The organism is Porphyrobacter sp. THAI-01a (genome assembly GCF_056868655.1).
The window spans coordinates 1,181,221-1,203,367 of sequence record NZ_CP180579.1 but is presented as its reverse complement, the minus strand read 5'-3'; the positions used below and the strand labels follow the sequence as shown (position 1 = coordinate 1,203,367).

Genomic DNA, 22,147 nt, shown 5'->3' with positions numbered 1-22,147 from the left:
GGGCGGGCTGTAACGCGCCGCGGGCGCGCTGCCTAGGGTCCAGCCCTTCAGCCAGCGTCCTCCGCCAGATAATCGCCCGCCGTGCCGCATTCTTCCAGAAAGGCGATCAGCCCGCGCTCGGCCCGGGTCAGCCAGCGGGTGCGGCGCGGGAGCCTCAGGCCCTCGCGCCATGCCGCCTGCCCCTCGATCCGCGCGATCACCGCCGGATGGACGTAGGAACTGCGCGCAATCGCCGGGGTGTTGCCGAGGCGTTCGGCGACGTGTTCGAGCATCTCCTTCATGCGCACCTCCCCGGGGCCCTCAGCCAGCTTCTCGAAGGCAAGGCTGCTCGCGTGGAAGGTGCGGAAATGCTTGGCGGAGAAATCCTCGCCCATCGTCTCGCGCAGATAGGCGTTGACGTCGGCCGAGGCGACGGGGCGCAGCACGCCCCCGTCATCCTCGTAGCGGAACAGGTGGTCATCCTCCCCCTCCCCGGCCAGATCCTGCATCCGCGCCACGGCCCGTGCGAGGCGGCCGTCGACGAGATCGAGCTCGTGCTCCTTGCCGCCCTTGCCGACAAAGCACAGCATGATCCGCCGCGCGCCGACCTCGGCATGATCGGCGCGCAGGGTAGTCGCCCCGTAGCTCTCGTTGGTTCTGGCATAGTGCTCGTTGCCGATGCGGATCGCCGACAGGTCGAGCAGCCGCACCACCGCCGCCAGCGCCCTTTCGCGGGTCACGCCGGGCGCGCGCAGATCGGTGTCGACACGCCTGCGGATCAGCGGCAGCCGCTTTCCGAAGGCGGCGCAGGCATCGTATTTCGCGCTCTCGCGCGCCGCGCGGAAATCGGGGTGGTAGCGGTATTGCTTGCGCCCCGCATCGTCGTAGCCGGTGGCGAGGATGTGGCCGTTGGCGGCCGGGCAGAACCATGCGTCGGTGTAGGCCGGGGGCAAGGCGATGGCATTGAGCCGCCGCCGCTCCGCGGGATCGCGGATCAGCGCCCCGTCGGGATCGTAGTAGGCCCAGCCCTTCCCCGCCCGCCTGCGGGTGATGCCGGGCAGGTCATCGTCGACATAGACCAGCTTTTCCATGGCAAAGCGAAATGCGCAGGCGCCCTGCGATGTTCCATCTTGAAGCCCGGCCCCGCCCGCGCCAGCTTGGGGATCACGACGGCGCGCACCCTGCCCGCGCCGAAAGGAGAATGCCTCATGGCCGATGCCACGTACACCCCGCCTGCCGTCTGGAGCGCCGACACCGTTTCGGGCGGCCGCTTCGCCAGCATCAACCGCCCCACCGCCGGCGCCCGCGAGGAGCGCGACCTGCCGGTGGGCGCAAACCCCTTCCAACTCTATTCGCTCGCCACCCCCAACGGGGTGAAGGCGACGATCATGCTCGAGGAGCTGATCGAGGCCGGGCACACGGGAGCGGAATACGACGCCTGGACGGTCAACATCTCCGAAGGCGAACAGTTCACCAGCGGCTTTGTCGGCGTGAACCCCAATTCCAAGATCCCCGCCCTCCTCGACCGCAGCGATCCGGCCGCACCCTTCCGCGTGTTCGAGAGCGGCGCGATCCTCGTCCACCTGGCCGAGAAGTTCGGGATGTTCCTCCCCGCCGATCCCGCCAGGCGCGCCGAGGTGCTGAGCTGGGTGTTCTGGCAGGTGGCGAGCGGCCCCTTCATCGGCGGCGGCTTCGGCCATTTCTACGCCTATGCGCCGGAGAAATACGAATATCCCATCAATCGCTACGCGATGGAGACCAAGCGCATCTTCGACGTCGCGGACAAGCGCCTCGCCGAAAGCCGGTTCCTGGCGGGCGACGAATACAGCCTCGCCGACATCGCCAACTTCCCTTGGCTCGCGCCCTTCACCACCGGCACGATCTACAACGACGCGAAGACCTTCCTGTCGATCGACGAATACGCGAACGTCGGCCGCTGGGTGAAGGAGATCGCCGCGCGCCCGGCGGTGAAGCGCGGGCGGATCGTCAACAAGGTCTGGGGCGACGAGGACACCCAGCTGCGCGAACGCCACTCGCCGGCGGATTTCGCGGGCAAGCGGCTGGATTGAGCGGGCCTGAAAAAAGGGGGCGAAACGGCGTTTTCGCCCCCTTCACATTGCCGCACATGCCGCTATAGACCGCCGCCTCTGCTGGGGCGTAGCCAAGCGGTAAGGCAGCGGTTTTTGGTACCGCCATGCGAAGGTTCGAATCCTTCCGCCCCAGCCACGAATATCTTCAGGTCATGCACCGCGCTGCCGCCTCGTGCTCACCGCGTGGCCCGTCAGAGCGGGAAGCCGGCCGGAACGTAGATTTTCCGGAAACCGAGGCGCACCATCCCGTCGGCGTCCATGCGCTGCAGTTCGCGGTTGAGGGCGGGCCTGCTGACACCGAGCATGGCTGCAAGTTCCGCTTGCGTCAGATCCAGCTCCAGCCATTCGGCTTTTGCCTTGACCGGATCGGACATCCTCTCGCTCTCGCGCATGAACTGCAGGCGCCGCCACAGCCGTTCGCGCAGTGAGAGGAACGCGAGCGATTCGATCAGCCGCCACTGCTGGCGGATCGTCTCGGCCGCGACCCGGGCGAGCTCCTGCTCGATCTCGACATGCTGGCGCCGCAACCTGGTGATCGCGGCCGCCGGGATGAACAGCGTGACGAGGTCGGTGCGGGCTTCCGCGAAAAGCGGGGCCGGGGCGCCGTCCGTGATGTAGGTCTGGCCGAGCGAATCCCCCGGGCGGCAGATGCGCAGCAAGAGGTTCCCGCCGTCGGCGCGGCCGATGAACTGCCGCGCCTCGCCCGACTGGATCGCGAAGATCCCGCCCGGCTGGTCCTCGACCGTATAGATCAGCGCGCCGGCGGGGAAGCTGCGTTCGCGCCCTGCTGCGACGAGCTCGGCCCGCACGGCTTCGGGCAAACGATCCAGCCAGCGCAGCATCCCTCCCCGCTCCTCCTCTTCGCAAATGTCACCCAGATGACAACCAGCGGCCCGCGTAGCTGATAAGGCCGCGCCTCGACAAGGGAGAGAGAGGGATGGCGCACGAGGGTGCATGCCTGACGCGCAGGCAGGTCGTCGGCGGCGCGGCGGCGCTGGCGGGGGCACACGTGGCGGGGGCGGCGTGGGCTGCCGAGCCGTGGGACGCCGGCGCGGTGCGCCACATTCTGCCTGCCGCGAGCCACGACCGCATCCTCCTCAAGGTCTCCTTCACGAAGCCGATCGAGGGCACGGCGGATCTGGTCATCGGCGGACGCCGCTGGCCGGGCACCGCGACCGGCAGCGGGCGCCGGCACTGGACGTTCCGGGCGCAGGGCCTCGCGCCGGGCCGGGTCCACGAGCTGCGGCTGATGCACGAAGGCCGCCACCTGTGCGCCCCTTGGCCGCTCGCGACTTTCCCGGCGGCCGATGCGCGCCCCGGCCACTTCTGCTTCCTGTCCTTCACCTGCGCGGGCGGAGATCCGGCGAGCAACACGCCGCAGCTCGAGATCTTCCGCCCGATGGAGGTGCGCCGCCGCCTGCTGGCGCGCGCGCTGTCCTTCTCCCCGCAGGCGGTGATCGCGAACGGCGATCACATCTACTGGGACCAGACCACCTGGCTGCAATCGCGCAACCCGCGGATCGCGACGCTCGCCCGCGCGCGCTACGAGGCCTTCGGGATGTTCGACCGTGCCCTGCCGGTCATGGGCACGCCCAACGAGGCGCTGATCGAGCGGATCGGCGATGCCCAGATCGCCGCGCTCTACGGCACCAGCCTGCGCTCGGTGCCGTCCTTCTTCGTCGGCGACGATCACGACTATTTCGAGAACGACGAGGCCGAGGAGCGGTTCGTCACCTTCCCGCCGGACGCCTTCTCGATGGCGGCCAAACGGGCCACGCAGCAGCTCTTCTACCCCGAGTTCCTGCCCGATGCCGCGCGCCCGCTCGCGCTCCCCGGCAGCCGGGCGGACGGCATCTCGGAGAGCTTCGGCACGCTGCGCGTTGGGCGGCTGTTCGAGGCGCTGATCTACGATTGCGGCGGGCACCTCTCGCTCGCGGGGGACGATGCGCGGCTCGTGCCGGCGGCGGCGGAGGAATGGCTGCTGAAGCGGACCCGCGCCGAGGACACCGCCCAGCTCCTCCACGTTCCCTCTCATCCGCCGGGGTGGTCGGCGGGCAAATGGCGCGAGTGGTATCCCGACGTAGTCGCCGCCGAGGCGAGCCGACTGACGGCGGACGGCGCGGCGGTGACCGATTTCGGCGGCGCGAGCGACGGCGCGGGGCGGCTGACGACCGCTGTGCCCAAGTTCATGTGGCAGCCCGGCTGGCAGGCGCAGCACCAGCGGCTGATGGCGGCCCTCGCCGGCCAGCGCCGCCGCCCCGCGGCGATGATCTCGGGCGATCTCCACGCCACCGGCGCGCTCAGGCTGACACGCAGCGGCACGCTCGACCTGTCGCACAACCCGGTTCACGTGCTGCTCGCCGGTCCGCTCGGCACCTCGGCGGCCGGTTGGCCCTCGGCGGTGCGCGGCGGGGTGCCGCAGGTGCCGGGAGCACTGGCGGCCGAGATGCTCGATCCAGTGCGCGAACGCAACGGCTTCACCATCGTCGACGTGACGCCCGAGAGCATGGTGTTCCGCCTGTTCGGCTGGCGCGAACCCGATCCGCTCGAGGCCATCGATACGCTCGAACCCTACGCCACCATCGCGGTGGCGCGGGGCTGACAATCAGGAAAACACAGGGGAGAATGCAATGAACAAGATCAAGTTGCTGGCGGCGAGTGCGCTCTATCTCGTCGCCTGCCAGCCGGCTCTGGCACAGGAGCAGGATACGAGCGTCGACCAGACCGAGGCGGAAAGCACGCCCGGCGCGGAAATCATCGTCACCGCCCAGCGGCGCGCGCAATCGCTTCAGGATGTGCCGCTCACCGTCACCGCCTTCGGGACCGAGGCGCTCGAGCGCCAGCAGATCCGCAACTCCTCCGACCTGCAGCTCACCCTTCCCAACGTCACCTTCACCAAGACCGCCTTCACCAGCGCGAGCTTCACGATCCGCGGGATCGGCGACCTGTGCGTGGGGCAAAGCTGCGATGCGGCCACCGCGATCCACGTCAACGGCTCGCCCCTGTTCGGCACGCGCCTGTTCGAGACCGAGTTCTTCGATCTTGAGCGGATCGAGGTGCTGCGCGGGCCGCAGGGCACGCTGTTCGGCCGCAACGCCACCGGCGGCGTCGTCAACATCGTGACCGCGCGGCCCGATGCGGGCGGGTTCGCGGCCAATTTCGACGGCGAATACGGCAACTTCGAATCCGTCCGCCTGCGCGGCATGGTCAACGTGCCCCTCACCGACACGCTCGCGGTGCGGGTCGCGGGGATGTATCTCAACCGCGACGGCTATACCCGCAACCTGTTCGACAACAGCTTGATCGACGGGCGCGACATGTTCGCGCTGCGCGGCTCGGTGCGCTGGGAGCCGACCAGCGACACCTCGATCGACCTCATGGCCTACTGGTTCCGCGAGGACGACGACCGGCTGCGCATCCAGAAGCAGCTGTGCCAGCGCGATCCCACCGGCGTGCTGGGGTGCCTCCCCGGACGGCTCGCCTTCGAGGCGCCCAACGCCAATGCCAGCTTCACCGGCACGCTGACCTCGCGCGAGTTCCTGCGCTGGCGCGGAGGCAGCGGGATCGGCCCGGGCCTGTCGCTGCTGGCGCTGACCAGCCTCTATGGCCCCGACAGCGCCACCGGCGCGCGCGTCCCCGACGACGTGCGCACGGTCGATGTCGATTTCCAGCCGACCTACTTCGCCGACGAGAAGCAGTTCCAGGGGCGGCTCGACCACGATTTCGGCGGGGCGCAGCTGCAGCTGACCGGCCTCTATTCCGAGTCCAGCGTGGATTCCCGGCAGGACCAGACGCTGCTCGTCACCAACCGCGCGATCTGGCAGCCGGGCATCGACAATCTCGCCAACTACGCGGCCGTCAACCCGACCGCGCTCGGCGCGACCATCAACGGCCTGCTGGCCGCGACGCGCGCCGCCCTCATTCCCGGCGGCGCGGGCGGGCAGCTGTGCACCTCGATCGCCGACCCGCTGGGCGTGGGGGCCTTCGCCGGACGCTCGACCTGCGCCGACACGCCGGTGAACTTCGACCGCTCGGTGGGCTTCAACCGCGCATGGTCGGCCGAGGCGATCCTCACCGCCCAGCCGGCGGACGGCCTCAACCTCATCCTCGGCGGGATCTATGCCGACAACCGCCTGTCGGAGAACAGCTACTATGTCAGCAATTTCGGCACCGACTATGTCGCCGGCGTGCTCGGCGTGCTCAACACCCTGAGCCAGCGCCAGGCGGGCAACGCGGCCTATCCGGCGGTGTTCCTCGCCACGCCCTTCTTCCGCAGCAACACCGACGAATACCGCCTCAAGTCCTACGGCATCTTCGGGGAAGCCGCGTGGGAGCTGACCGGCGACGTCACCCTCACCGCGGGCCTGCGCTACAACAACGACCGCAAGAGCCTGCGCGCGCGGTCGACCCTGGCGAGCTTCCCCGCCCCCGTCGGCACCACCTCGGCCTTCGATTCCCCCTTCGCGGGCAATTTCGACGCCGACCAGGCGACCCCCGGCAACCAGCCCTGGCAGGACCGCGCGGTGGGCTTCGACGCCCTGACGGGCCGCGCGGTGATCGACTGGCAGGTGACGCCGGACAGCATGATCTATGCGTCCTATTCGCGCGGCTACAAGTCGGGCGGGATCAACCCGCCGGTGCAGCCCGGCTTCGACGTGCCCGAGAACTTCAGCCCCGAATACGTCAACGCCTTCGAGATCGGCACCAAGAACCTCTTCGCGAACGGCGTGCTGCAGCTCAATGCATCGGCCTTCTACTACCAGTACAAGGGCCTGCAGCTCAGCCGCCTCGTCGCGCGCACCGCGATCAACGACAACGTCGATGCGGACATCTACGGCTTCGAGGCCGAAGCGGTGGTGCGCCCTGCGCGCGGGTGGCGCTTCGACCTCAACTTCAGCGCGCTCAAGACGAAGGTGACGCAGGACCTCCTGATGACGAACCCGCGCGATCCGAGCGGCGGCCGGGCGGACGCGGTGATCATCAAGGACATCACCAACGCCTCGAACTGCGCGGTCGTGCCCACCGTGGCCGGCAACGCGGCGGGGACAAACACTCTGGTCGCCACCGTCAACCAGGGGATCGGCGCGGGCGTGGGCGCGCCCGGTCTGCTGCGCGCGCCGACCGCATTCCCGACGGGCAGCGGCATCAACGGGGCGACGGGGGCGTTCAGCATCTGCAGCGCCCTCGCCAACGCGATCGCCAACCCTTCGGCGGCGCTGCGCACGAGCTTCGCCACCCCGACCGGCCCGCTGCCGTTCACGCTCGAGCCGTCGGGCGTTCCGGTCAACATCCGCGGCAACGCCCTGCCGCAGGCGCCCGACTTCAAGGTGTCCGCGGGCGCGCAGCACACGGCCGATCTTGGGGCCGGCATGAGCCTTGTCCTGCGCGGCGATCTCGCCTTCACCGGCGAGAGCTACGGCAGCATCTTCAACGGCAACGTCAACCGGGTCGAGGCCTTCGCGATCGTCAACGCGCAGGTCCAGCTGAACGGTCGCGATAATCGGTGGTTCGCCCGCGCCTTCGTCCAGAACCTGACCGACAATGACGCCATCACGGGGCTCGCACTCACCGACGCGTCGACCGGGCTCGGAACAGGCGTCTTCGCCCTCGAGCCGCGCCGGTACGGGGTAGCCTTCGGCACACGCTTCTGAGTGCAGTTGTTGGCGAGAGCGCACCCGGGTCCCGCGAGGGGCCCGGGTGTGTTCTGGTCATCGGCGGCGTCATGCCGAGGGCGCGCGCGGGGCTCTAGAGCTGAGCCGTCATTCCGGTCCAGCGGCACGCTCATGGCCGGCCCGCCGTCTGGTTGGCGGTGCGACCGGGCGGAGACCGGGGCTGCAATCGGGCACCCGGCACCCTATCTTGCCTCCATCAGCCCCGAGGAGCCACGCCATGATCGAACGCATCATCACCAAACGCACCCATGATCTTGGCGGCGGGTTCGAGGTCGGGCGGGTCCTCCCGTTCCATGCCCGGCGGATGGTCGGCCCCTACATCTTCTTCGACCACATGGGCCCGACCGAACTCGCTCCGGGCATCCCGCGCGAACTCGACGTGCGGCCCCACCCGCATATCGGCCTCGCCACCGTCACCTATCTGTTCGACGGGGCGCTGACCCACCGTGACAGCCTCGGCTACCATCAGGAAATCCGGCCGGGCGAGGTCAACTGGATGATCGCTGGGCGCGGCATCACCCATTCCGAACGCTTCGAGGAAGCCCGTGCGCACGGGGCGCGGATGCACGGGATCCAGGCGTGGGTGGCGCTGCCGGAGGAGACCGAGGAGGCCGAGCCCGCCTTCTCGCACCACGCCGCCGCCGAGCTGCCGTCATGGAGCGAGCCCGGGCTGACCGGACGGCTGATCGCCGGTTCGCTCGAGGGGCTGAGCGCCGGCACGCCCGTCCACTCGCCGCAGTTCTACGCGCACTGGCTGATGCGCGAAGGCACGCGCAGGTTGCTCCCCGCAGAATATCCGGAACGTGCGATCTATGTCGCCAGCGGGCATGTGGATTTAGCGGGGCAGGCCCTGTCGGCCGGCATGATGGCGGTGCTGGAGCCGGGCGGCGACGTGCCGGTGACCGCGCTCTCGGATGCGACGGTGATGGTGCTCGGCGGCGAGCCCGTGGGCGAACGCTTCATGTTCTGGAATTTCGTCTCCTCGCGCAAGGAGCGGATCGAACAGGCTGCCGAGGACTGGAAGCAGGGGCGCATGAAGCTCCCCGACGCCGACGATGCCGAGTTCACACCCCTGCCCGAATTCAAGGGGTTCTGAGCCGATGGGCACGATCACAATCCACCGCGAGGAACAGGGCCGCAAGGGCCGCTACATCGCCGTTGTCGAAGGCCGCGAGGGCGAGGCCTACATCGCCTTCACCCACCGCGAGGAAGGCGTGATCAGCGCCGACCACACCATCGCCCCCGACAGCCTGAAGGGCACCGGGGCGGCGCTGGCGCTGGTCGAACACATGGTCGCCGACGCGCGGGCGCGGGGGTTCCGGGTGCTGCCGTACTGCCCCTATGTGCGTGGGCAATACAGGAAGCACCCCGAATGGGCCGACGCCTTCGCAGTGCCGCCCGAGTGGGAGCCGGATCCGCCGGGATGAGCGGACGGAGCCTGCCCCGTAATTGACAGGCGGAGTGCCGGAATATAGCCCTGCTCCCGGAGCCGGCTTGGCTCCGCAGGATCGGAGGCGGTCATCTCCCAGAAGCTGCCACGCGCGACGTCAACGGCAACGCAGGTGCCCGACGGCCGGCACGAGCGCAGCCGATCCAGCAGGGCGCGGATCGTGGCGGCGATGCTCGAACTTGTCGCCAGAGGCGAGGTTGCGCCGGGCGCGGCGCAGGTGGCCGAAGCCGCGGGCGTGGGCCTGCGATCGGTGTTCCGCCATTTCAAGGACATGGACGCGCTCTATCGCGAGATGACCGAGGCAATCGAGGTCGAGGTCCTGCCGATGCTGCTCCGCCCGCCCGAGGGGGCGACGTGGCAGCAGCGCCTGTTCGACCTCGCCACGCGCCGGGCGCGGATCTTCGAGACGATCATGCCCTACCGGGTCTCGGCCGATCTGAGGCGGTTCGAATCGCCCTATCTGATGGAGGACCACCGCCGCCTGCTGAGGCTCGAGCGCGAGGCGCTGGAGGCCCACCTGCCGGACAACGTGCGCTCCGACGTGGCGGGGGCGCAGGCGCTCGACATCATCCTCGGCTTCGGCACCTGGCGGGCGCTGCGTCAGGACAAGGGCCTAGGCGCGCAGGACGCGGCAATGGTGGTGCGGCGGATGCTGGCGGATGCCGTCGCGCGGTGGCCCGACGCATGATCGGGCGCGGTGCCCTTGCCGCCTTGGCCGCATCCGCCCTGACGCTCGCCGCCTGTGGCGACACGGACGCGCCTGCCCCTGCGGCGAAGGCCTGCACCGGCATGGTCGAGAATGGCATGGTGTGGGTGCCGCCCGGCTCCTTCGTGATGGGGGAGAACCCGCGCTATCCCGAGGAAGGGCCGCCCCGCACCGTGGCGGTCGAAGGCTTCTGGATCGACGTCCACGAGGTCACCAACGCGCAGTTCGCGGCCTTTGTCGCGGCGACCGGCTATGTCACGATGGCGGAGCGCGCACCGCCCCCGCTCGCAGGCGCGCCTCCCGAGATGCTCCAGCCGGGCTCGGCGGTGTTCCGGGTGCCGACATCCGATGATCCGGCGTGGTGGCGCTGGGTGCCGGGCGCACAGTGGCGCCATCCCGGAGGCGGGACGACCGGCATCGCCGGGCTGGACCGCCACCCCGTCGTCCAGATCGCCTACGAGGACGCCGAGGCCTATGCGCGCTGGGCGGGCAAGCGGCTGCCCGACGAGGTCCAGTGGGAATATGCCGCAAGGGCAGGCGCACCCGCCCTGCCCGAGCCGGTCGATGGCGAAGGCAGACCTCAGGCGAACTATTATCAAGGCGTGTTTCCCGCCCGCGACCTCGGGACCGACGGCTTCACCGGGCGGGCACCGGTGGGATGCTTTGCGCCCAATGCCTTCGGGCTCCACGACATGATCGGCAATGTCTGGGAGTGGACAAGCTCGTCCGGCGACCGGGCCGACGCGGTCGAGCCGGTGGGCGTGATCAAGGGCGGGTCGTTCCTGTGTGCCGCCAACTATTGCGCCCGCTACCGCCCCGCCGCGCGCCAGTTCCAGGAGCGCGGTCTCGGCACGGATCACATCGGGTTCCGGCTGATCGACACCGCGCGGCCCGCTCCGGGGGATTGACCGCAAGCCGCGATAATGACATTCAGGGTGCCAATTTCATGAGCGATGGGGGAGAGCCGTCATGAATGTTCTGCGCACGCCGGATGCCGCCTTCGCCGGGATCGCCGACTTCCCCTTCGCGCCCCATTATTGCGAGATCCGCGACCCTGCGAGCGGAACGCCCTTGCGGATCCACTACATCGACGAAGGCCCGCGTGATGCGCCCGTGGTGCTGATGATGCACGGCGAGCCGACCTGGTCCTATCTCTACCGCCACATGATCGGGCCGGTGGCCGAGGCCGGCTTCCGCGTGGTCGCGCCCGATCTTGTCGGCTTCGGCAAGTCGGACAAGCCAGCGGCCAAGAGCGACTACAGCTATGCCGCCCATGTCGCGTGGATGCGGCAATGGCTCGAGGCGCTCGATCTCACGCGCATCACTCTCGCCTGCCAGGACTGGGGATCGCTCGTCGGCCTGCGGCTGGTGGCGGCGATGCCCGAACGGTTCTCGGGCGTGGTGCTGTCCAACGGCGGCCTGCCCGAAGGCGGCCCCGCCCCCCGCGCCTTCGCGATCTGGCGCGCCTTCTCCAAGTGGAGCCCGCTGTTCCCGATCGGCAGGATCGTCAACAAGGGGACCAAGCGCGGCCTCTCCCCGCAAGAGATCGCCGCCTATGACGCGCCTTTCCCCGATGCCCGCTACAAGGCGGGCGCGCGGATTTTCCCGAGCTTCGTTCCCTTCGAAGGCAACTCCGCTGTGCCCGACCAGAAGGCGGCGTGGGAGGTGTTCGACCGCTGGGACAAGCCCTTCCTTTGCGCCTTCTCCGACGGCGATCCGATCACCCGCACCGGCGAGACGCGCTTCATCGGCCGCGTCCCCGGAACCACAGGGCAGAAGCACCGCACGCTGAAGGGCGGGCATTTCATCCAGGAGGACGACCCGCAGGGCTTCGTCGCCGCCATTCTCGAGGTCGCACGCCAGGGAGCGCCGCAATGAACGTCACCAACGCCCTCCACCCCGCGCCCGAACAGGCGATGGCCTTCTTCGCCGCCGACGACGGGCAGCCCATGTGCATGGTCAATCTCCTGAAGTTCAGGGACAAGGCCGCCTATGCCGATGGTTCCGAGCCGGAGCTCTCGGGGCGCGAGGCCTACATGCGCTATGCCGCAGGCGTGAACGCCTGCCTTGCGGCCGTGGGCGGCACGGTGCGCTTCAGCGGCGCGGTGACCGGCCTGCTGCTCGGCGAGGTCGAGGAGCTGTGGGACATGGTCGCGATCGCGGAATACCCCTCGCGCAAGGCGATGCTGGCGATGGTGCAGTCGCCCGAATACCAGGCGATCACGAAGCACCGCGATGCGGGGCTGGCGGGCCAGCTCAACATCTGCACTCGGGCCGGAGCCACGGGCGCGTGAGGCGCTGGGTCAAGGGCGCGCTCGGCACGCTGGCGGCGCTCGCGGTGCTGGGCGCTGCGGGCTATCACTTCCGCACCGATCTGGCGCTCGCCTTCGTGCGCTGGCGCAGCGCCCAGGACATCGCGGCCAACCGCCCGGTGCCGTGGCAGCAGGGCCCCGCCACCCCCGCCGCGCCCCCGTCCGAACGCCCGCCCAACATCGTCTTCATCCTGTTCGACGATCTCGGCATGAACGACCTGTCGACCTTCGGCGGCGGGATCGCCGGGGGACGGATCAAGACCCCGAACATCAACCGCCTCGCGGCAGAGGGCGCGATCTTCACCCAGGCCTATGCCGGTAACGCCACCTGCTCGCCCAGCCGCGCGCAGTTGATGACGGGGCGCTATGCCACCCGCACCGGGTTCGAGTTCACCCCGACCCCGCCCGGCTTTGCCCGCGTCGTCTCGATGGTCTCGGCCGATCTCGCCCCCGATCGCCCGCCGGTCGTCTACGATGCCGCAGCCGAGGCCGCAGCGCCGCCCTTCGAGGAACAGGGCCTGCCGCCCGAGGAAGTGACGCTGGCCGAGGTGCTCAAGACCCGGGGCTACCACACGGTCCACATCGGCAAGTGGCACCTCGGCAACGCGCCGCGCTTCCACCCCAATGCGCAAGGCTTCGACGAGAGCCTCAACATGGACGGCATGCTGCACCTGCCCGAGGATCATCCGGATGCGGTCAACGCGCGGCTCGAATTCGATCCGATCGACCACTTCCTGTGGGCCTCGGGCCATTTCGTCACCAGCTACAACGGCGGCGAGAAATTCGCTCCCGGCGGCTATCTCGCCGATTACTGGACCGACGAGAGCCTCAAGGTGATCGAGGCCAACCGCAACCGGCCCTTCTTCCTCTATCTGGCCCACTGGGGCGTGCATTCGCCCTTGCAGGCGACACGCGAGGACTATGACGCAGTCGGCGACATCGCGCCGCACCGGGTCAGGGTCTATGCGGCGATGATGCGTGCACTCGACCGCAGCGTGGGGCGGATCATGGCCAAGCTCGAGGCCGAGGGACTGGCTGAGAACACGCTGGTGGTGATCTCGTCCGACAACGGCGCGCCGGGCTATGTCGGGATCGACCGGGTCAACGCGCCGTTCCGCGGCGGCAAGGGTTCCTTCTTCGAAGGCGGCATCCGGGTCCCCCTGTTCGCCCGCTGGCCGGCGCGGATCGCGCCGGGGACGAAGGTTCCGCTGCCGGTCGGGCAGGTCGACGTCATGCCGACGCTGGCCGCCGTGGCCGGGGCGCCCCTGCCCAGGGGTGTCACGATCGACGGGCGCAACCTGCTCCCTGCGCTGACGGGTGATGGAACGCCCGAACGCGCCGATGCGCCGCTGTTCTGGAGCAGCGGCTATTACAAGGCCGTGCGCGCCGGGAACTGGAAGCTGCAGGTCAACGCGAGGCAGAACAAGGTCTGGCTCTACGACCTCGCCGCCGATCCGACCGAGACCCGGAACCTCGCCGCCGCGCAGCCAGCCAAGCGCGCCGAACTCGAAAAGCTCCTTGCTGCGCACGAGCGCGGCCGCAAGGCGCCGCTCTATGCCAGCACCTTCGAGACTCCCGTCTCGATCGACCGGACGATGGCGGAGCCCTTCGACCCGCGCGGCGAGTGGATCTACTGGCCCAACTGACCGGCCCCGCGCCAGACCGTGAAGGCCCGGATCCGCATCGCGCCGTTTCCGCCGGTGAACGCGCCTTCGTGCTTCACCGCGACATTCATCAGCGGGAACCAGGTCACGCCGGCGAAGGGGTTGACGGCCTGATAGACCTCGGTGCCGTCGACGAACCAGGTGATGAAATCGGGCGCGATGTCGACGGCATAGCGGTGATAGCCGTCCGACATTCCGCTGATCGCGTAGAAGCGCCTGGCGTCGATCCGCAGGGGCACGGTGAAGCTGCGCTTGCCGCCAGCACCGCCATGCAGGTTCGCGCTGATGTCGCGCGCGAAGTTCCAGTCGGGCGAATCGCCGAAACCTTCGTAGACGTCGATCTCCGGCGGCCATCCGCGCGTCGGCAGCAGCCACAGCGCGGGCCAGGCGCCGCGGCGGTCGGGCATCTGCGCCTCCCATTCGTACCGGCCGTAAGACACGTGGGTTGCCGGCATCCTCTCGCCCGTCAGCACCGCCGCCCCGTGCCGCCACATATCCCCTTCGTGGCGGATCGGACGATCGAGCTCTTGGCTGCGCAGCACCAGCACGCCCTCTTCCACCGCGATCGGCGCGCGCGGCGCCGCGTGCCGATCGGGATCGAGATAGAGCCCGGTCTCGGCATTGCCCGGCTGGGTGCGCCCGTGGGGCAGGCGGGTCGAGAACGCCTCCGGTCCGCCCCCGTCGCTCCAGCGCGCCCGGGCCGGAGCGAGCCGGTAGGCGGGTGTGCCGGAGGCGGCGAAGCGGCGCGGTTCGCGAAAGCCGGCGGTTCGCGCCACCGTCGGCGGCGCGCCCTTTACCGCGCGGATCTCGCCGCGCGGGTCGGCCACATGCGCGCCGTCGACGCCCTCGGGGAAATGCAGCTCGAAGCGCGCGCCTTCGGGCATGCCGCGCAAGGAGACGCGCACCGTCTGGACGAGCGGATCGCCGGGACGGAACACCACCACGCCGTCGAGCCGCTCGAAATGCCGGCCCTCGATCGCGCCACCCGGCACGCGCCCGTTGCGGGTCAGCACCCGCGCGTGGACGGTGTTGGGCGTGGGGCGGTCGAGCGTTACGGGAACGTGCACCTCGCGCGCGCCTGGAGCCACCGCGACATCGCCGATGCGCACCCGCGCCCTCGGCGGGAAGGCCGTGCCGCCGGCAAAGTCGAAAGCCGCGAAGGCTCCGTCCGTGCGCTCCGCCGGCGGAGGATCACCGGCGGCATTGGACGAGGTGCCGCTCGCCCCGCAGGCGACCAGCCAGAGGCCCAGAAGCAACGCCTGCACCTGTCGCCGCACCGCCGCGCCCATCTATCCCTCCACCGGTAGGGAGCGCCGCAGAGCCTCGCTCGCGATCATGCGCGCGGCCTCGCGCGAGAATTCCGCCGCGCGCTGCGCGCCGGGGGCGCCGCTGCACATCGCCCACAGGATCGCGCGCCGTCTGGGCCAGAGCGTTGCAGGCGCATCCGGCTCGAACACCATCGACAGCAGCGCGCGGCGGTGTGCCCATTCCGGCAGCACGCGGTGCGCCAGTGGGGGAGCAAGCGGCAGCACCACCCCGAAGATCCTCTCGCACATCGCCGCTGCCAGACCGACCGTGCCGATCAACCGCTGCCGGCAGACGAGCTGCGCGAACTGCCGGTGTTCCTCGACGCTCATGCCCAGCAAGCCTGCCGCCAGATCATAGGCATAGCGGGCCGACCGATGACGGTGGACCAGTTCCTTGGTGAAGTTGAGCGCGCAGATCAGCACCGCCTGCGGCCGGTGGGGCACGGCAACCTCCACCTGCCCGACCAGCTCGCGGCGCGGATCGCGCAAGAAGGCCCCGATGTCGTGCGGCGGGGGGCACCCGGGCTGCTGGAGACGGTGGTGCAGATCGATCACCCCTCCCCCCGCATGATCGAGGTGCACCTCGCCGAGCGGGCCGGTCCACCATGCCGACGTTCCGGCACGCTGCCGGAAACCCTCGTGCTCGAGCGCCGCCAGCGCAGCCTCGAAGTCGGCACGCGCGACCAGCAGATCGAGATCGCCCGAGCGGCAGAAGAACGGATCGTCGTGGAGCATGCGATGCTGGAACGGCCCCTTGAAGGCGATGGCGGGTATCCCCGCGCGCGCCAGCACCGGGAAGGCGAGCCGCGCCAGGGCCATCACCCGCCCGTTGCCGATCGCCGAGCGGGCCCGCGCCGCCTTCGCCGCCTCGGCCACCGGCAGGGGCGGCAGCAGCCCCGCGCGTTCGAAGCCGCGCACACAGGGCGACGTCATGCGCGCCCGCACTGCCAGGGCAGCAAGGCTCGCCGGGCAAGCCGCCTGCCAGCCCGACAACGCGTGCGCCTCGCCCGTCAGGCTCACGCTGCATAACCCGGCTAACGCGTCGCTCGCGCTCGCCCAAACCGCCTCCGGAGAATCCGCATCGTCGCCCGATTTTTTCGCGGCAGACCGGTTTCTATCTTGGGTGAGTGCAGCATTCATCAGGAGACCCCAGGCTGAAACGATCGAAATCCGCGATGGATTTACGGTAGGGGTGTGCGAGCCGATTTAAATAACGTGCTTTATCCTGACGCGCTTTGCGGACTGGATTGAAGCACCTCAATAGTCGCGCACTCCTTTCGCATCCCTGCGATATCCCATGCAGGGAGTGATCAATCTTGCCAAAGGAGGAAATCAATGAACAACAAAACCTATTGTGCACCCGAGCTTGAAGAACTGGGCACCTTCGAGAAGCTGACCCAGGCCAGCGGCTGCCCGGATGCGCTGGACGCGAGCTTCCCGGCCGGCACGCCTTTCGGTGATCTCACCTGCGGGGCCGAGGACGGCCTTTCCTGATCGACGAGCTACGGCGGGTGGTCCCGGGTTTGCAGGCGTAGCCTGTGCCCGGGGTACCCGCCGCACTTCCGCTGCAAGGCATGGGGGTGCCGTCCGGCTGCGGACGGCGTCATGCACGTAAAGGACTTGGGATGGAGAGAATCGATCACGACCTGCTTGTCGCCAGCGACCCCGAGGTGGTGGACTGCGTGCTGGGCGACGGCTCGGCGCTGCTCAACCTGCGCACCAACATCTATTACAGCCTCAACGAAGTCGGCACCTACGTCTGGAACGCGATCGGCCAGCCGGTCGCTTTCGGCAGCCTCGTGGAGAGGGTGTCGACGGAATATGCCGCACCTGCCGACCAGGTCGAGAAGGACCTCGCGCGGCTCGTGGCGAGACTGGACCAGGCCGGGCTGGTGACATGCAGCCTCCGCTAGCGGAACGGCAGTCCCGACCGCGACACGCTGCAAGGCCCTCCCGGCGCCGCGGGCTGCGGCGCGACGTCCTGTGCCTCGGGGCGGTCGTCGTCATCCGCATTGCGCTGACGACGGCGGGCTATGCCGCGATCCGCGCGCGGATGCCGCAGGCGGCGCCGTCTGCCGACAGCCATTTCTATGCCCGTCAGCTCGCCCGCCGCATCGAGCGCCTCGCGCGCTTCGTCCCGCGCGCCTCCTGCCTGACCCAGGCACTGGCCCTGCAATGGCTGCTGGCGCGCGCGGGCCATGCGAGCGAGCTGTTCGTCGGCGTGCGGCAGGACGCGGCCGGCCGGTTCGCGGCCCATGCCTGGGTCAGCTGCAACCAGCGCATCGTGCTCGGGGCGTCGACCACGCCGCTGTCCGAGTTCACCGTGCTCGCGGAGCGGCGCTGATGCCGCTTCCCGAAATCGCCGGGATTCTCGCCGGCGATGCGCACCGGCGCGATGCGGCACCGGGTCCGGGCCGCTGGAGTGCCCCCGGCATCATGCTGGCGGGCGGCTCCGGCCCGGTCATGCTCGACAGCGACTGCGTGGTCGTCGCCGATGCGCGGATCGACAACCGCGCCGCGCTGTGCCGCGAGCTCGGCCTGCCCGCCGATGCGCCCGAGGCGGTGGTGATCGCGTGGGCCTATCGGCGTTGGGGCGAGGACTGTCCCGCCCGGATCGAGGGCAGCTTCGCCTTCGCCCTGTGGGATGCGGGTCGCCGCCGCCTGCTGTGCGCCCGCGACCTGATGGGCGTGCGCCCCCTGTGCTATCGCGTCGAGGGCACGACCTTGCGCTTCGCCCAGAACCCGGCGGCGCTGTCGGACGGCGCCGACGGGTCGCGCTGCGTGCGCAAGGAAGCTGTCGCCGATTTCCTTTATGGCCGCGTGCTCGATGCAGAAGGAACCTGGTTCGCCGGCGTCCACCGCCTGCCGGCAGGTCACGCTCTCGTCCATGAACGCGGCACGATGCGACTGCGCCAGTATCGCAGCATCACGGCCACACCGCACACGCCCGGGAGCGATGCGGCCAGCACCTTGCGCGGACTGCTCGATGCCGCCGTCGCCCGCCGCGCAGGCGATGGCGAGAACGTCGGCGTCCTGCTCAGCGGAGGGCTCGATTCCTCCGCGATCGCCTGCCTGCTGCGCGACCGCCGCAGGCGTGCCGGCGCGGCGCCCCTGCCAGTTTTCTCGATGATGTTCCGCGAGCCCCAGCGCAGCAACGAGCGCCATCACCTTGATGCGGTGCTAGCCACCGGGGGCTTTGCGCCCCATGTCCTCGACTGCGATGGCTATGCGCCGCTCGCCGGGTTCGAGAGCCTGCTCGATGCGACCGGCGGCCCCACCCTCTCCCCCAACCTCGCCTGCATGCGTGCTGTCGTCGCCGCCGCGGCGGAGCGCGGGATCACGGTGCTGCTCGACGGGCATGGCGGCGACGAGGTGGTGAGCCACGGCTACGGCCTCCTCGACGAACTCGCCGCCCGCGGCGCCTGGGCCGCCCTGTGGCGCGAGGCGCGCGGGGCGGCGGACAATTACGGCCGCTCGCGGCTGGTGCTGACGCGCCGCGTCGCCGCGCGCCAGACGCGGCGCGACGCGAGGTTCATCGCGCGGGCGCTGGCCCCCTTCGACCGCGAGGCGGCGCCGGCTGCCGATCGGCCCCCCGCCCATCTCCTCTCGCGCGACCTGCTGGCGCAAAGCACCCTTGCCGAACGGCTCCGCGCCCTTACACGTCCCGAGATGGCAGGGGGTGAGCAGGCGCAGCATCACGCGGTGCTCGCCGATCCGCTGCAACCCTACGCCTTCGAGGTCCACGCCGCCTTCTATCGCAGCATGGGGGTGACCGCGCGCTATCCCTTCTGGGACCGCGAGGTGGTCGAATTCTGCCTCGGCCTGCCGGCGCGCGAAAAGCTCTCGCAGGGCTGGTCGCGGCTGGTGCTGCGCCGGGCGATGGCGGGCGTCGTTCCCGACAGCGTCCTGCGGCGGCGCGACAAGATCGACTTCTCGGTCCATCTCGCGCGCGGCCTCGTGCGCCATCACCATGCGCAGATCAGCGAGCTTCTCGCCTCCGCCGCCAGCCCGCTCGCCCCCTATGTCGATCTAGCGCGGGCGCAGCGCACCTATGCCGCAATTGCAGCCGACCCCGACGCGGCGACGGGGCGCGCGGTGCAGATGGTCTGGCGCGCCGTGGCGCTGGGCATCTGGCTCGAGACTGGCTGTGGCGCCGAGGCCACGGACGCGCCGCAGCCCCGCGAGGCGGCGGCATGAGCGAGCATAGCTACCGCGCCTTCGGCCTTGCCATCGCCAGCGATCTCGAACTGCCCGAACTGACGCCCGCACCGCCCCGCCCTGCCGACGCGGTAATCCGTCTGGTCGATACCGGGCGCGACTTCCCGCCGGCCGAGACTCCCGGCACCTTCCGTTTCGGCGACAGCGAGTGCTTCCTGCTCTATCCCCAGATCGGTGCCTTCCGCGTGGCAGCATCGGGCCTGATCGAGGTCGAACCGCGCCCCGGGGTCGATCCGGCGCTGATCGGCTTTCCGCTGCTCGGCCCGGTCATGGGCCTGCTGCTGCAGATGCGCGGCGCCTTCCTGCTCCACGGCAGCGCGCTCGTCGGTCCTGGTGGCGCGGCCTTTGCCTTCCTCGGCGACAAGGGCGCGGGCAAGTCGACGACGGCGGCGGCTTTCCTGCGCGCGGGCTATCCGCTGCTCACCGACGACATCATCGCGATCGCAGGATTGGACCAAGGCGCGGGACGCATCCTGCCCGCCTTTCCGCAGGTCAAGCTCACCCGGGCGGCCTCCGCCGTGTTCGCGGGCGAGGACCTGACCGAGCGTCCCGGGGTGCCGCTGGTGCGCGAGAAGCAGCGTTACCTCGTCGGCTCCGGCCTCGCCGGCGAACAGCACGCGCCCGGGCAGTTCTTCCTGCTGCGCCGGGGCGAGGCGCTGGCGATCCGCCATCTCGTTCCCAAGGAGCGGATGAAGGCTTTCCTGCGCTTCTCCTACGGCACGCGCTTCGGTCCGGAGTCGATCACCCCCGCGATCGCGGTGCGCCACGCCCGGGCCTGCGCCGCGCTGGCGCATCGCACCCGCGCCGCGATCTTGACCGTGCCGCACGATCTGTCGGCCCTCGAAGAGGTGGTGGCTTTCGTCGAAGCCGAGCTCGCGGCCGCAGCGCGTCCGGCGTGCAGCGCATGACCAAATCGGTCAGGTCCGGCACGACGGCAGGCCTCGCGCGCTTCGTGCGCTACCTCGTCGCATCCGGAGGACGGCGCTTCGTCGTCGCGCTGGCGCTGCTGGTGCTGGGCGGGCTGACCGAGGGCGTCTCGATCCTGCTGGTGATCCCGCTGCTCTCCCTCGCAGGCGAGGACACGCCGTCCGCCATGCGGCTGCCGGATTGGGTGCCGGGCGAGGTGAGCATCGGGCTCGGCACGGCACTTGCGGGTCTGGTCGCGCTGATCGCGCTGCACGGCGTGTTCACGCGGGCGAAGAACATCTACCTTGCGGATTTGCTGTTCGACCTTCTCAACCGGCTGCGGCTCGATCTTTTCGCCGCCATCGGCTCGCTGCGCTGGGACGAGCTGGTGCGCCGCCGCCCCTCCGATCTCCACCACCTCCTCACCGCCGATGTCGAGCGGGTCTATGGCGCGGCGATGGCGGTGATGGTCCTGCTCCAGACCGCGATCCTGCTCGCCATATACCTCGTGGTCGCCTGGATCATCTCGCCGCTGCTGATGCTGGCCGCCGGCGCGCTCGGCCTGCTCATGCTCGCCCTGCTCGCCCCGCTGCGCCGCCGCGCCACCCGTTTCGGACGCGAGCGGACCGCGAACAAGCGCGACCAGTATCGCACCGTCGCGGAATATCTCGGCGGGCTCAAGACCGCGCGGATCCACGGCGCCGAACCGGCCTACCGGGCGCGCCTCGCCGCCAATCTGGACAAGGTCCATGCCGAGGCCGTGGGCTACATGCGCCTGACCTCGCTCGGCACGATCCTCTCGCAGCTGGTCAGCGCGCTGGCGGTGGCCGTGCTGGTCTATGCCGGGTTGGCGGTGATCGGCATGGCGCTGCCTGCGCTGGTCGCCTTCCTGCTGCTGCTCATGCGCATCGCCCCGCGCTTCACCGCCTTGCAGACGAACCTCCAGCAATTGCTGGCCGAGGTGACGGTGTTCGGCGACATCGAGCGCTTCCGCGAGGAATGTGCCGCTGCCGCAGAGCCGCCCTTGACGGCCTCGGCGGCGGCTCCGCCCGTCCTGCGCGAGGCGATCCGCTGCAAGGGTGTGCGCTATGCCTATGCCGGCGGCGACGGGCGGCCCGCAGTCGAGGATCTCGATCTCGTCATCCCCGCCGGCCGCATTACCGCACTCGTGGGTCCGTCGGGGAGCGGCAAGAGCACCACCGCCGATCTCGTCTGCGGCCTGCTGACCCCGCAGGACGGCTCGATCACGATCGACGGGCAGGCGCTCACGCCCGCCAACATGCAGGCGTGGCGCCGGGCGATCGCCTATGTGCCGCAGGACCATTTCCTGCTCGCCGGAAGCGTTGCCGAAAACCTGCGGCTCGCCCGCGGCGATGCGAGCGATGCCGAGCTCTGGGCGGCGCTCGAAGGGGCGGGTGCCGCCGATTTCGTGCGCTCCTTGCCGCAAGGGCTCGCCGCGAGACTGGGCGAGAACGGCAGCGGGCTGTCGGGCGGCCAGCGACAGCGCATCGCGCTCGCACGCGCGCTGGTGATGGCGCCGCAGCTGCTCGTGCTCGACGAGGCCACCAGTGCGCTCGACTGGGAGAGCCAGGCCGCCTTCGCAAACTCGGTTGCGGCGCTGCGCGGACGTGTGACCATGCTGGTGATCGCGCACCGCCTCTCGATGGTGGCGGCGGCCGACCATGTCGTCGCGCTCAATCGCGGACGGGTGGTCGAAGTCGGCGGCTTTGCCGACCTTGCGGGCGGCCAGGGCCCCGTCGCGCGGCTGGTCGCGGCCGAGAGGAGCGATACCCGGCCGCCGGCGAGCGGTCCGGCGGGCTGAACCTAACCCATGTCGGTGCCG

At 69.9% G+C, this 22,147-nt stretch carries 20 protein-coding genes and 1 tRNA gene; 17 read left to right on the top strand and 4 right to left on the bottom strand.

Going from position 1 to position 22,147, the window contains the following annotated elements; translation table 11 throughout:
• Positions 1-47: 47 nt before the first annotated feature.
• Positions 48-1,070 (bottom strand): DNA topoisomerase IB, encoded by a 1,023-nt coding sequence (locus ACMX37_RS05790; RefSeq protein WP_483147933.1) that lies wholly within the window; start codon positions 1,068-1,070, stop codon positions 48-50.
• 117 nt (positions 1,071-1,187) lie between these two features.
• Here ACMX37_RS05790 and yghU point away from each other — a divergent pair, with 117 nt between their 5' ends.
• Together yghU and ACMX37_RS05780 are read left to right on the top strand one after the other, a co-directional pair.
• Complete coding sequence (yghU, locus tag ACMX37_RS05785; RefSeq protein ID WP_483147932.1) at positions 1,188-2,048, top strand: glutathione-dependent disulfide-bond oxidoreductase; 861 nt, start codon at positions 1,188-1,190, stop codon at positions 2,046-2,048.
• Positions 2,049-2,130: 82 nt separating this feature from the next.
• Positions 2,131-2,205: transfer RNA gene (locus ACMX37_RS05780), tRNA-Gln, on the top strand.
• Between the two features lie 55 nt (positions 2,206-2,260).
• On the opposite strand, the gene ACMX37_RS05775 is transcribed toward ACMX37_RS05780, so the two are convergent.
• Positions 2,261-2,911 carry a Crp/Fnr family transcriptional regulator gene (locus tag ACMX37_RS05775; protein WP_483147931.1) on the bottom strand — a complete coding sequence of 217 codons (651 nt, stop codon included), beginning with the start codon at positions 2,909-2,911 and terminating at the stop codon, positions 2,261-2,263.
• Positions 2,912-3,006: 95 nt separating this feature from the next.
• Here ACMX37_RS05775 and ACMX37_RS05770 point away from each other — a divergent pair, with 95 nt between their 5' ends.
• From ACMX37_RS05770 to ACMX37_RS05730, 9 genes are all read left to right on the top strand, one after another.
• Entirely contained in the window at positions 3,007-4,671 is a 1,665-nt protein-coding gene (locus ACMX37_RS05770; protein WP_483147930.1) for a hypothetical protein, read from the top strand.
• Between the two features lie 28 nt (positions 4,672-4,699).
• Complete coding sequence (locus ACMX37_RS05765; RefSeq protein WP_483147929.1) at positions 4,700-7,720, top strand: TonB-dependent receptor; 3,021 nt, start codon at positions 4,700-4,702, stop codon at positions 7,718-7,720.
• A gap of 238 nt (positions 7,721-7,958) precedes the next feature.
• The gene (locus ACMX37_RS05760) at positions 7,959-8,837 is read left to right on the top strand and encodes a pirin family protein (protein WP_483147928.1); all 879 of its coding nucleotides are present in this window, start codon (positions 7,959-7,961) and stop codon (positions 8,835-8,837) included.
• 4 nt (positions 8,838-8,841) lie between these two features.
• Positions 8,842-9,168, top strand: a complete 327-nt coding sequence (locus ACMX37_RS05755) for a GNAT family N-acetyltransferase (RefSeq protein ID WP_483147927.1) — start codon at positions 8,842-8,844, stop codon at positions 9,166-9,168.
• Positions 9,169-9,360: 192 nt separating this feature from the next.
• Complete coding sequence (locus tag ACMX37_RS05750) at positions 9,361-9,879, top strand: TetR/AcrR family transcriptional regulator (RefSeq protein ID WP_483148369.1); 519 nt, start codon at positions 9,361-9,363, stop codon at positions 9,877-9,879.
• Positions 9,876-10,805, top strand: a complete 930-nt coding sequence (locus tag ACMX37_RS05745; RefSeq protein WP_483147926.1) for a formylglycine-generating enzyme family protein — start codon at positions 9,876-9,878, stop codon at positions 10,803-10,805. Before ACMX37_RS05750 ends, ACMX37_RS05745 begins: the two co-directional genes overlap by 4 nt.
• 61 nt (positions 10,806-10,866) lie before the next feature.
• A complete protein-coding gene (locus ACMX37_RS05740) occupies positions 10,867-11,775 on the top strand; it encodes a haloalkane dehalogenase (protein WP_483147925.1) in 909 nt (302 codons plus the stop codon).
• Positions 11,772-12,191: a DUF1330 domain-containing protein gene (locus ACMX37_RS05735; protein WP_483147924.1), complete on the top strand. Its 420-nt coding sequence runs from the start codon at positions 11,772-11,774 to the stop codon at positions 12,189-12,191. Before ACMX37_RS05740 ends, ACMX37_RS05735 begins: the two co-directional genes overlap by 4 nt.
• Positions 12,188-13,855 (top strand): sulfatase, encoded by a 1,668-nt coding sequence (locus ACMX37_RS05730; RefSeq protein ID WP_483147923.1) that lies wholly within the window; start codon positions 12,188-12,190, stop codon positions 13,853-13,855. Before ACMX37_RS05735 ends, ACMX37_RS05730 begins: the two co-directional genes overlap by 4 nt.
• Here ACMX37_RS05730 and ACMX37_RS05725 read toward each other — a convergent pair.
• Together ACMX37_RS05725 and ACMX37_RS05720 are read right to left on the bottom strand one after the other, a co-directional pair.
• Positions 13,840-15,162: a glycoside hydrolase family 16 protein gene (locus ACMX37_RS05725; RefSeq protein WP_483147922.1), complete on the bottom strand. Its 1,323-nt coding sequence runs from the start codon at positions 15,160-15,162 to the stop codon at positions 13,840-13,842. The two genes, ACMX37_RS05730 and ACMX37_RS05725, sit on opposite strands and share 16 nt — an antisense overlap.
• Positions 15,163-16,320: a nucleotidyltransferase family protein gene (locus ACMX37_RS05720; RefSeq protein ID WP_483147921.1), complete on the bottom strand. Its 1,158-nt coding sequence runs from the start codon at positions 16,318-16,320 to the stop codon at positions 15,163-15,165.
• Positions 16,321-16,515: 195 nt separating this feature from the next.
• On the opposite strand from ACMX37_RS05720, the gene ACMX37_RS05715 reads away from it, so the two are divergent.
• The 6 genes from ACMX37_RS05715 to ACMX37_RS05690 all read left to right on the top strand — a co-directional run bounded on the left by ACMX37_RS05715 (position 16,516) and on the right by ACMX37_RS05690 (position 22,126).
• Positions 16,516-16,674 (top strand): lasso RiPP family leader peptide-containing protein, encoded by a 159-nt coding sequence (locus ACMX37_RS05715; protein ID WP_483147920.1) that lies wholly within the window; start codon positions 16,516-16,518, stop codon positions 16,672-16,674.
• Positions 16,675-16,805: 131 nt separating this feature from the next.
• Positions 16,806-17,093: a PqqD family protein gene (locus ACMX37_RS05710; RefSeq protein WP_483147919.1), complete on the top strand. Its 288-nt coding sequence runs from the start codon at positions 16,806-16,808 to the stop codon at positions 17,091-17,093.
• Positions 17,078-17,524 carry a lasso peptide biosynthesis B2 protein gene (locus ACMX37_RS05705; protein WP_483147918.1) on the top strand — a complete coding sequence of 149 codons (447 nt, stop codon included), beginning with the start codon at positions 17,078-17,080 and terminating at the stop codon, positions 17,522-17,524. Before ACMX37_RS05710 ends, ACMX37_RS05705 begins: the two co-directional genes overlap by 16 nt.
• Positions 17,524-19,377, top strand: a complete 1,854-nt coding sequence (locus tag ACMX37_RS05700) for an asparagine synthase-related protein (protein WP_483147917.1) — start codon at positions 17,524-17,526, stop codon at positions 19,375-19,377. Before ACMX37_RS05705 ends, ACMX37_RS05700 begins: the two co-directional genes overlap by 1 nt.
• A complete protein-coding gene (locus tag ACMX37_RS05695) occupies positions 19,374-20,306 on the top strand; it encodes a serine kinase (RefSeq protein ID WP_483147916.1) in 933 nt (310 codons plus the stop codon). The genes ACMX37_RS05700 and ACMX37_RS05695 overlap by 4 nt, the downstream gene beginning before the upstream one ends.
• The gene (locus ACMX37_RS05690; RefSeq protein WP_483147915.1) at positions 20,303-22,126 is read left to right on the top strand and encodes an ABC transporter ATP-binding protein; all 1,824 of its coding nucleotides are present in this window, start codon (positions 20,303-20,305) and stop codon (positions 22,124-22,126) included. Before ACMX37_RS05695 ends, ACMX37_RS05690 begins: the two co-directional genes overlap by 4 nt.
• Positions 22,127-22,147 lie beyond the last annotated feature (21 nt).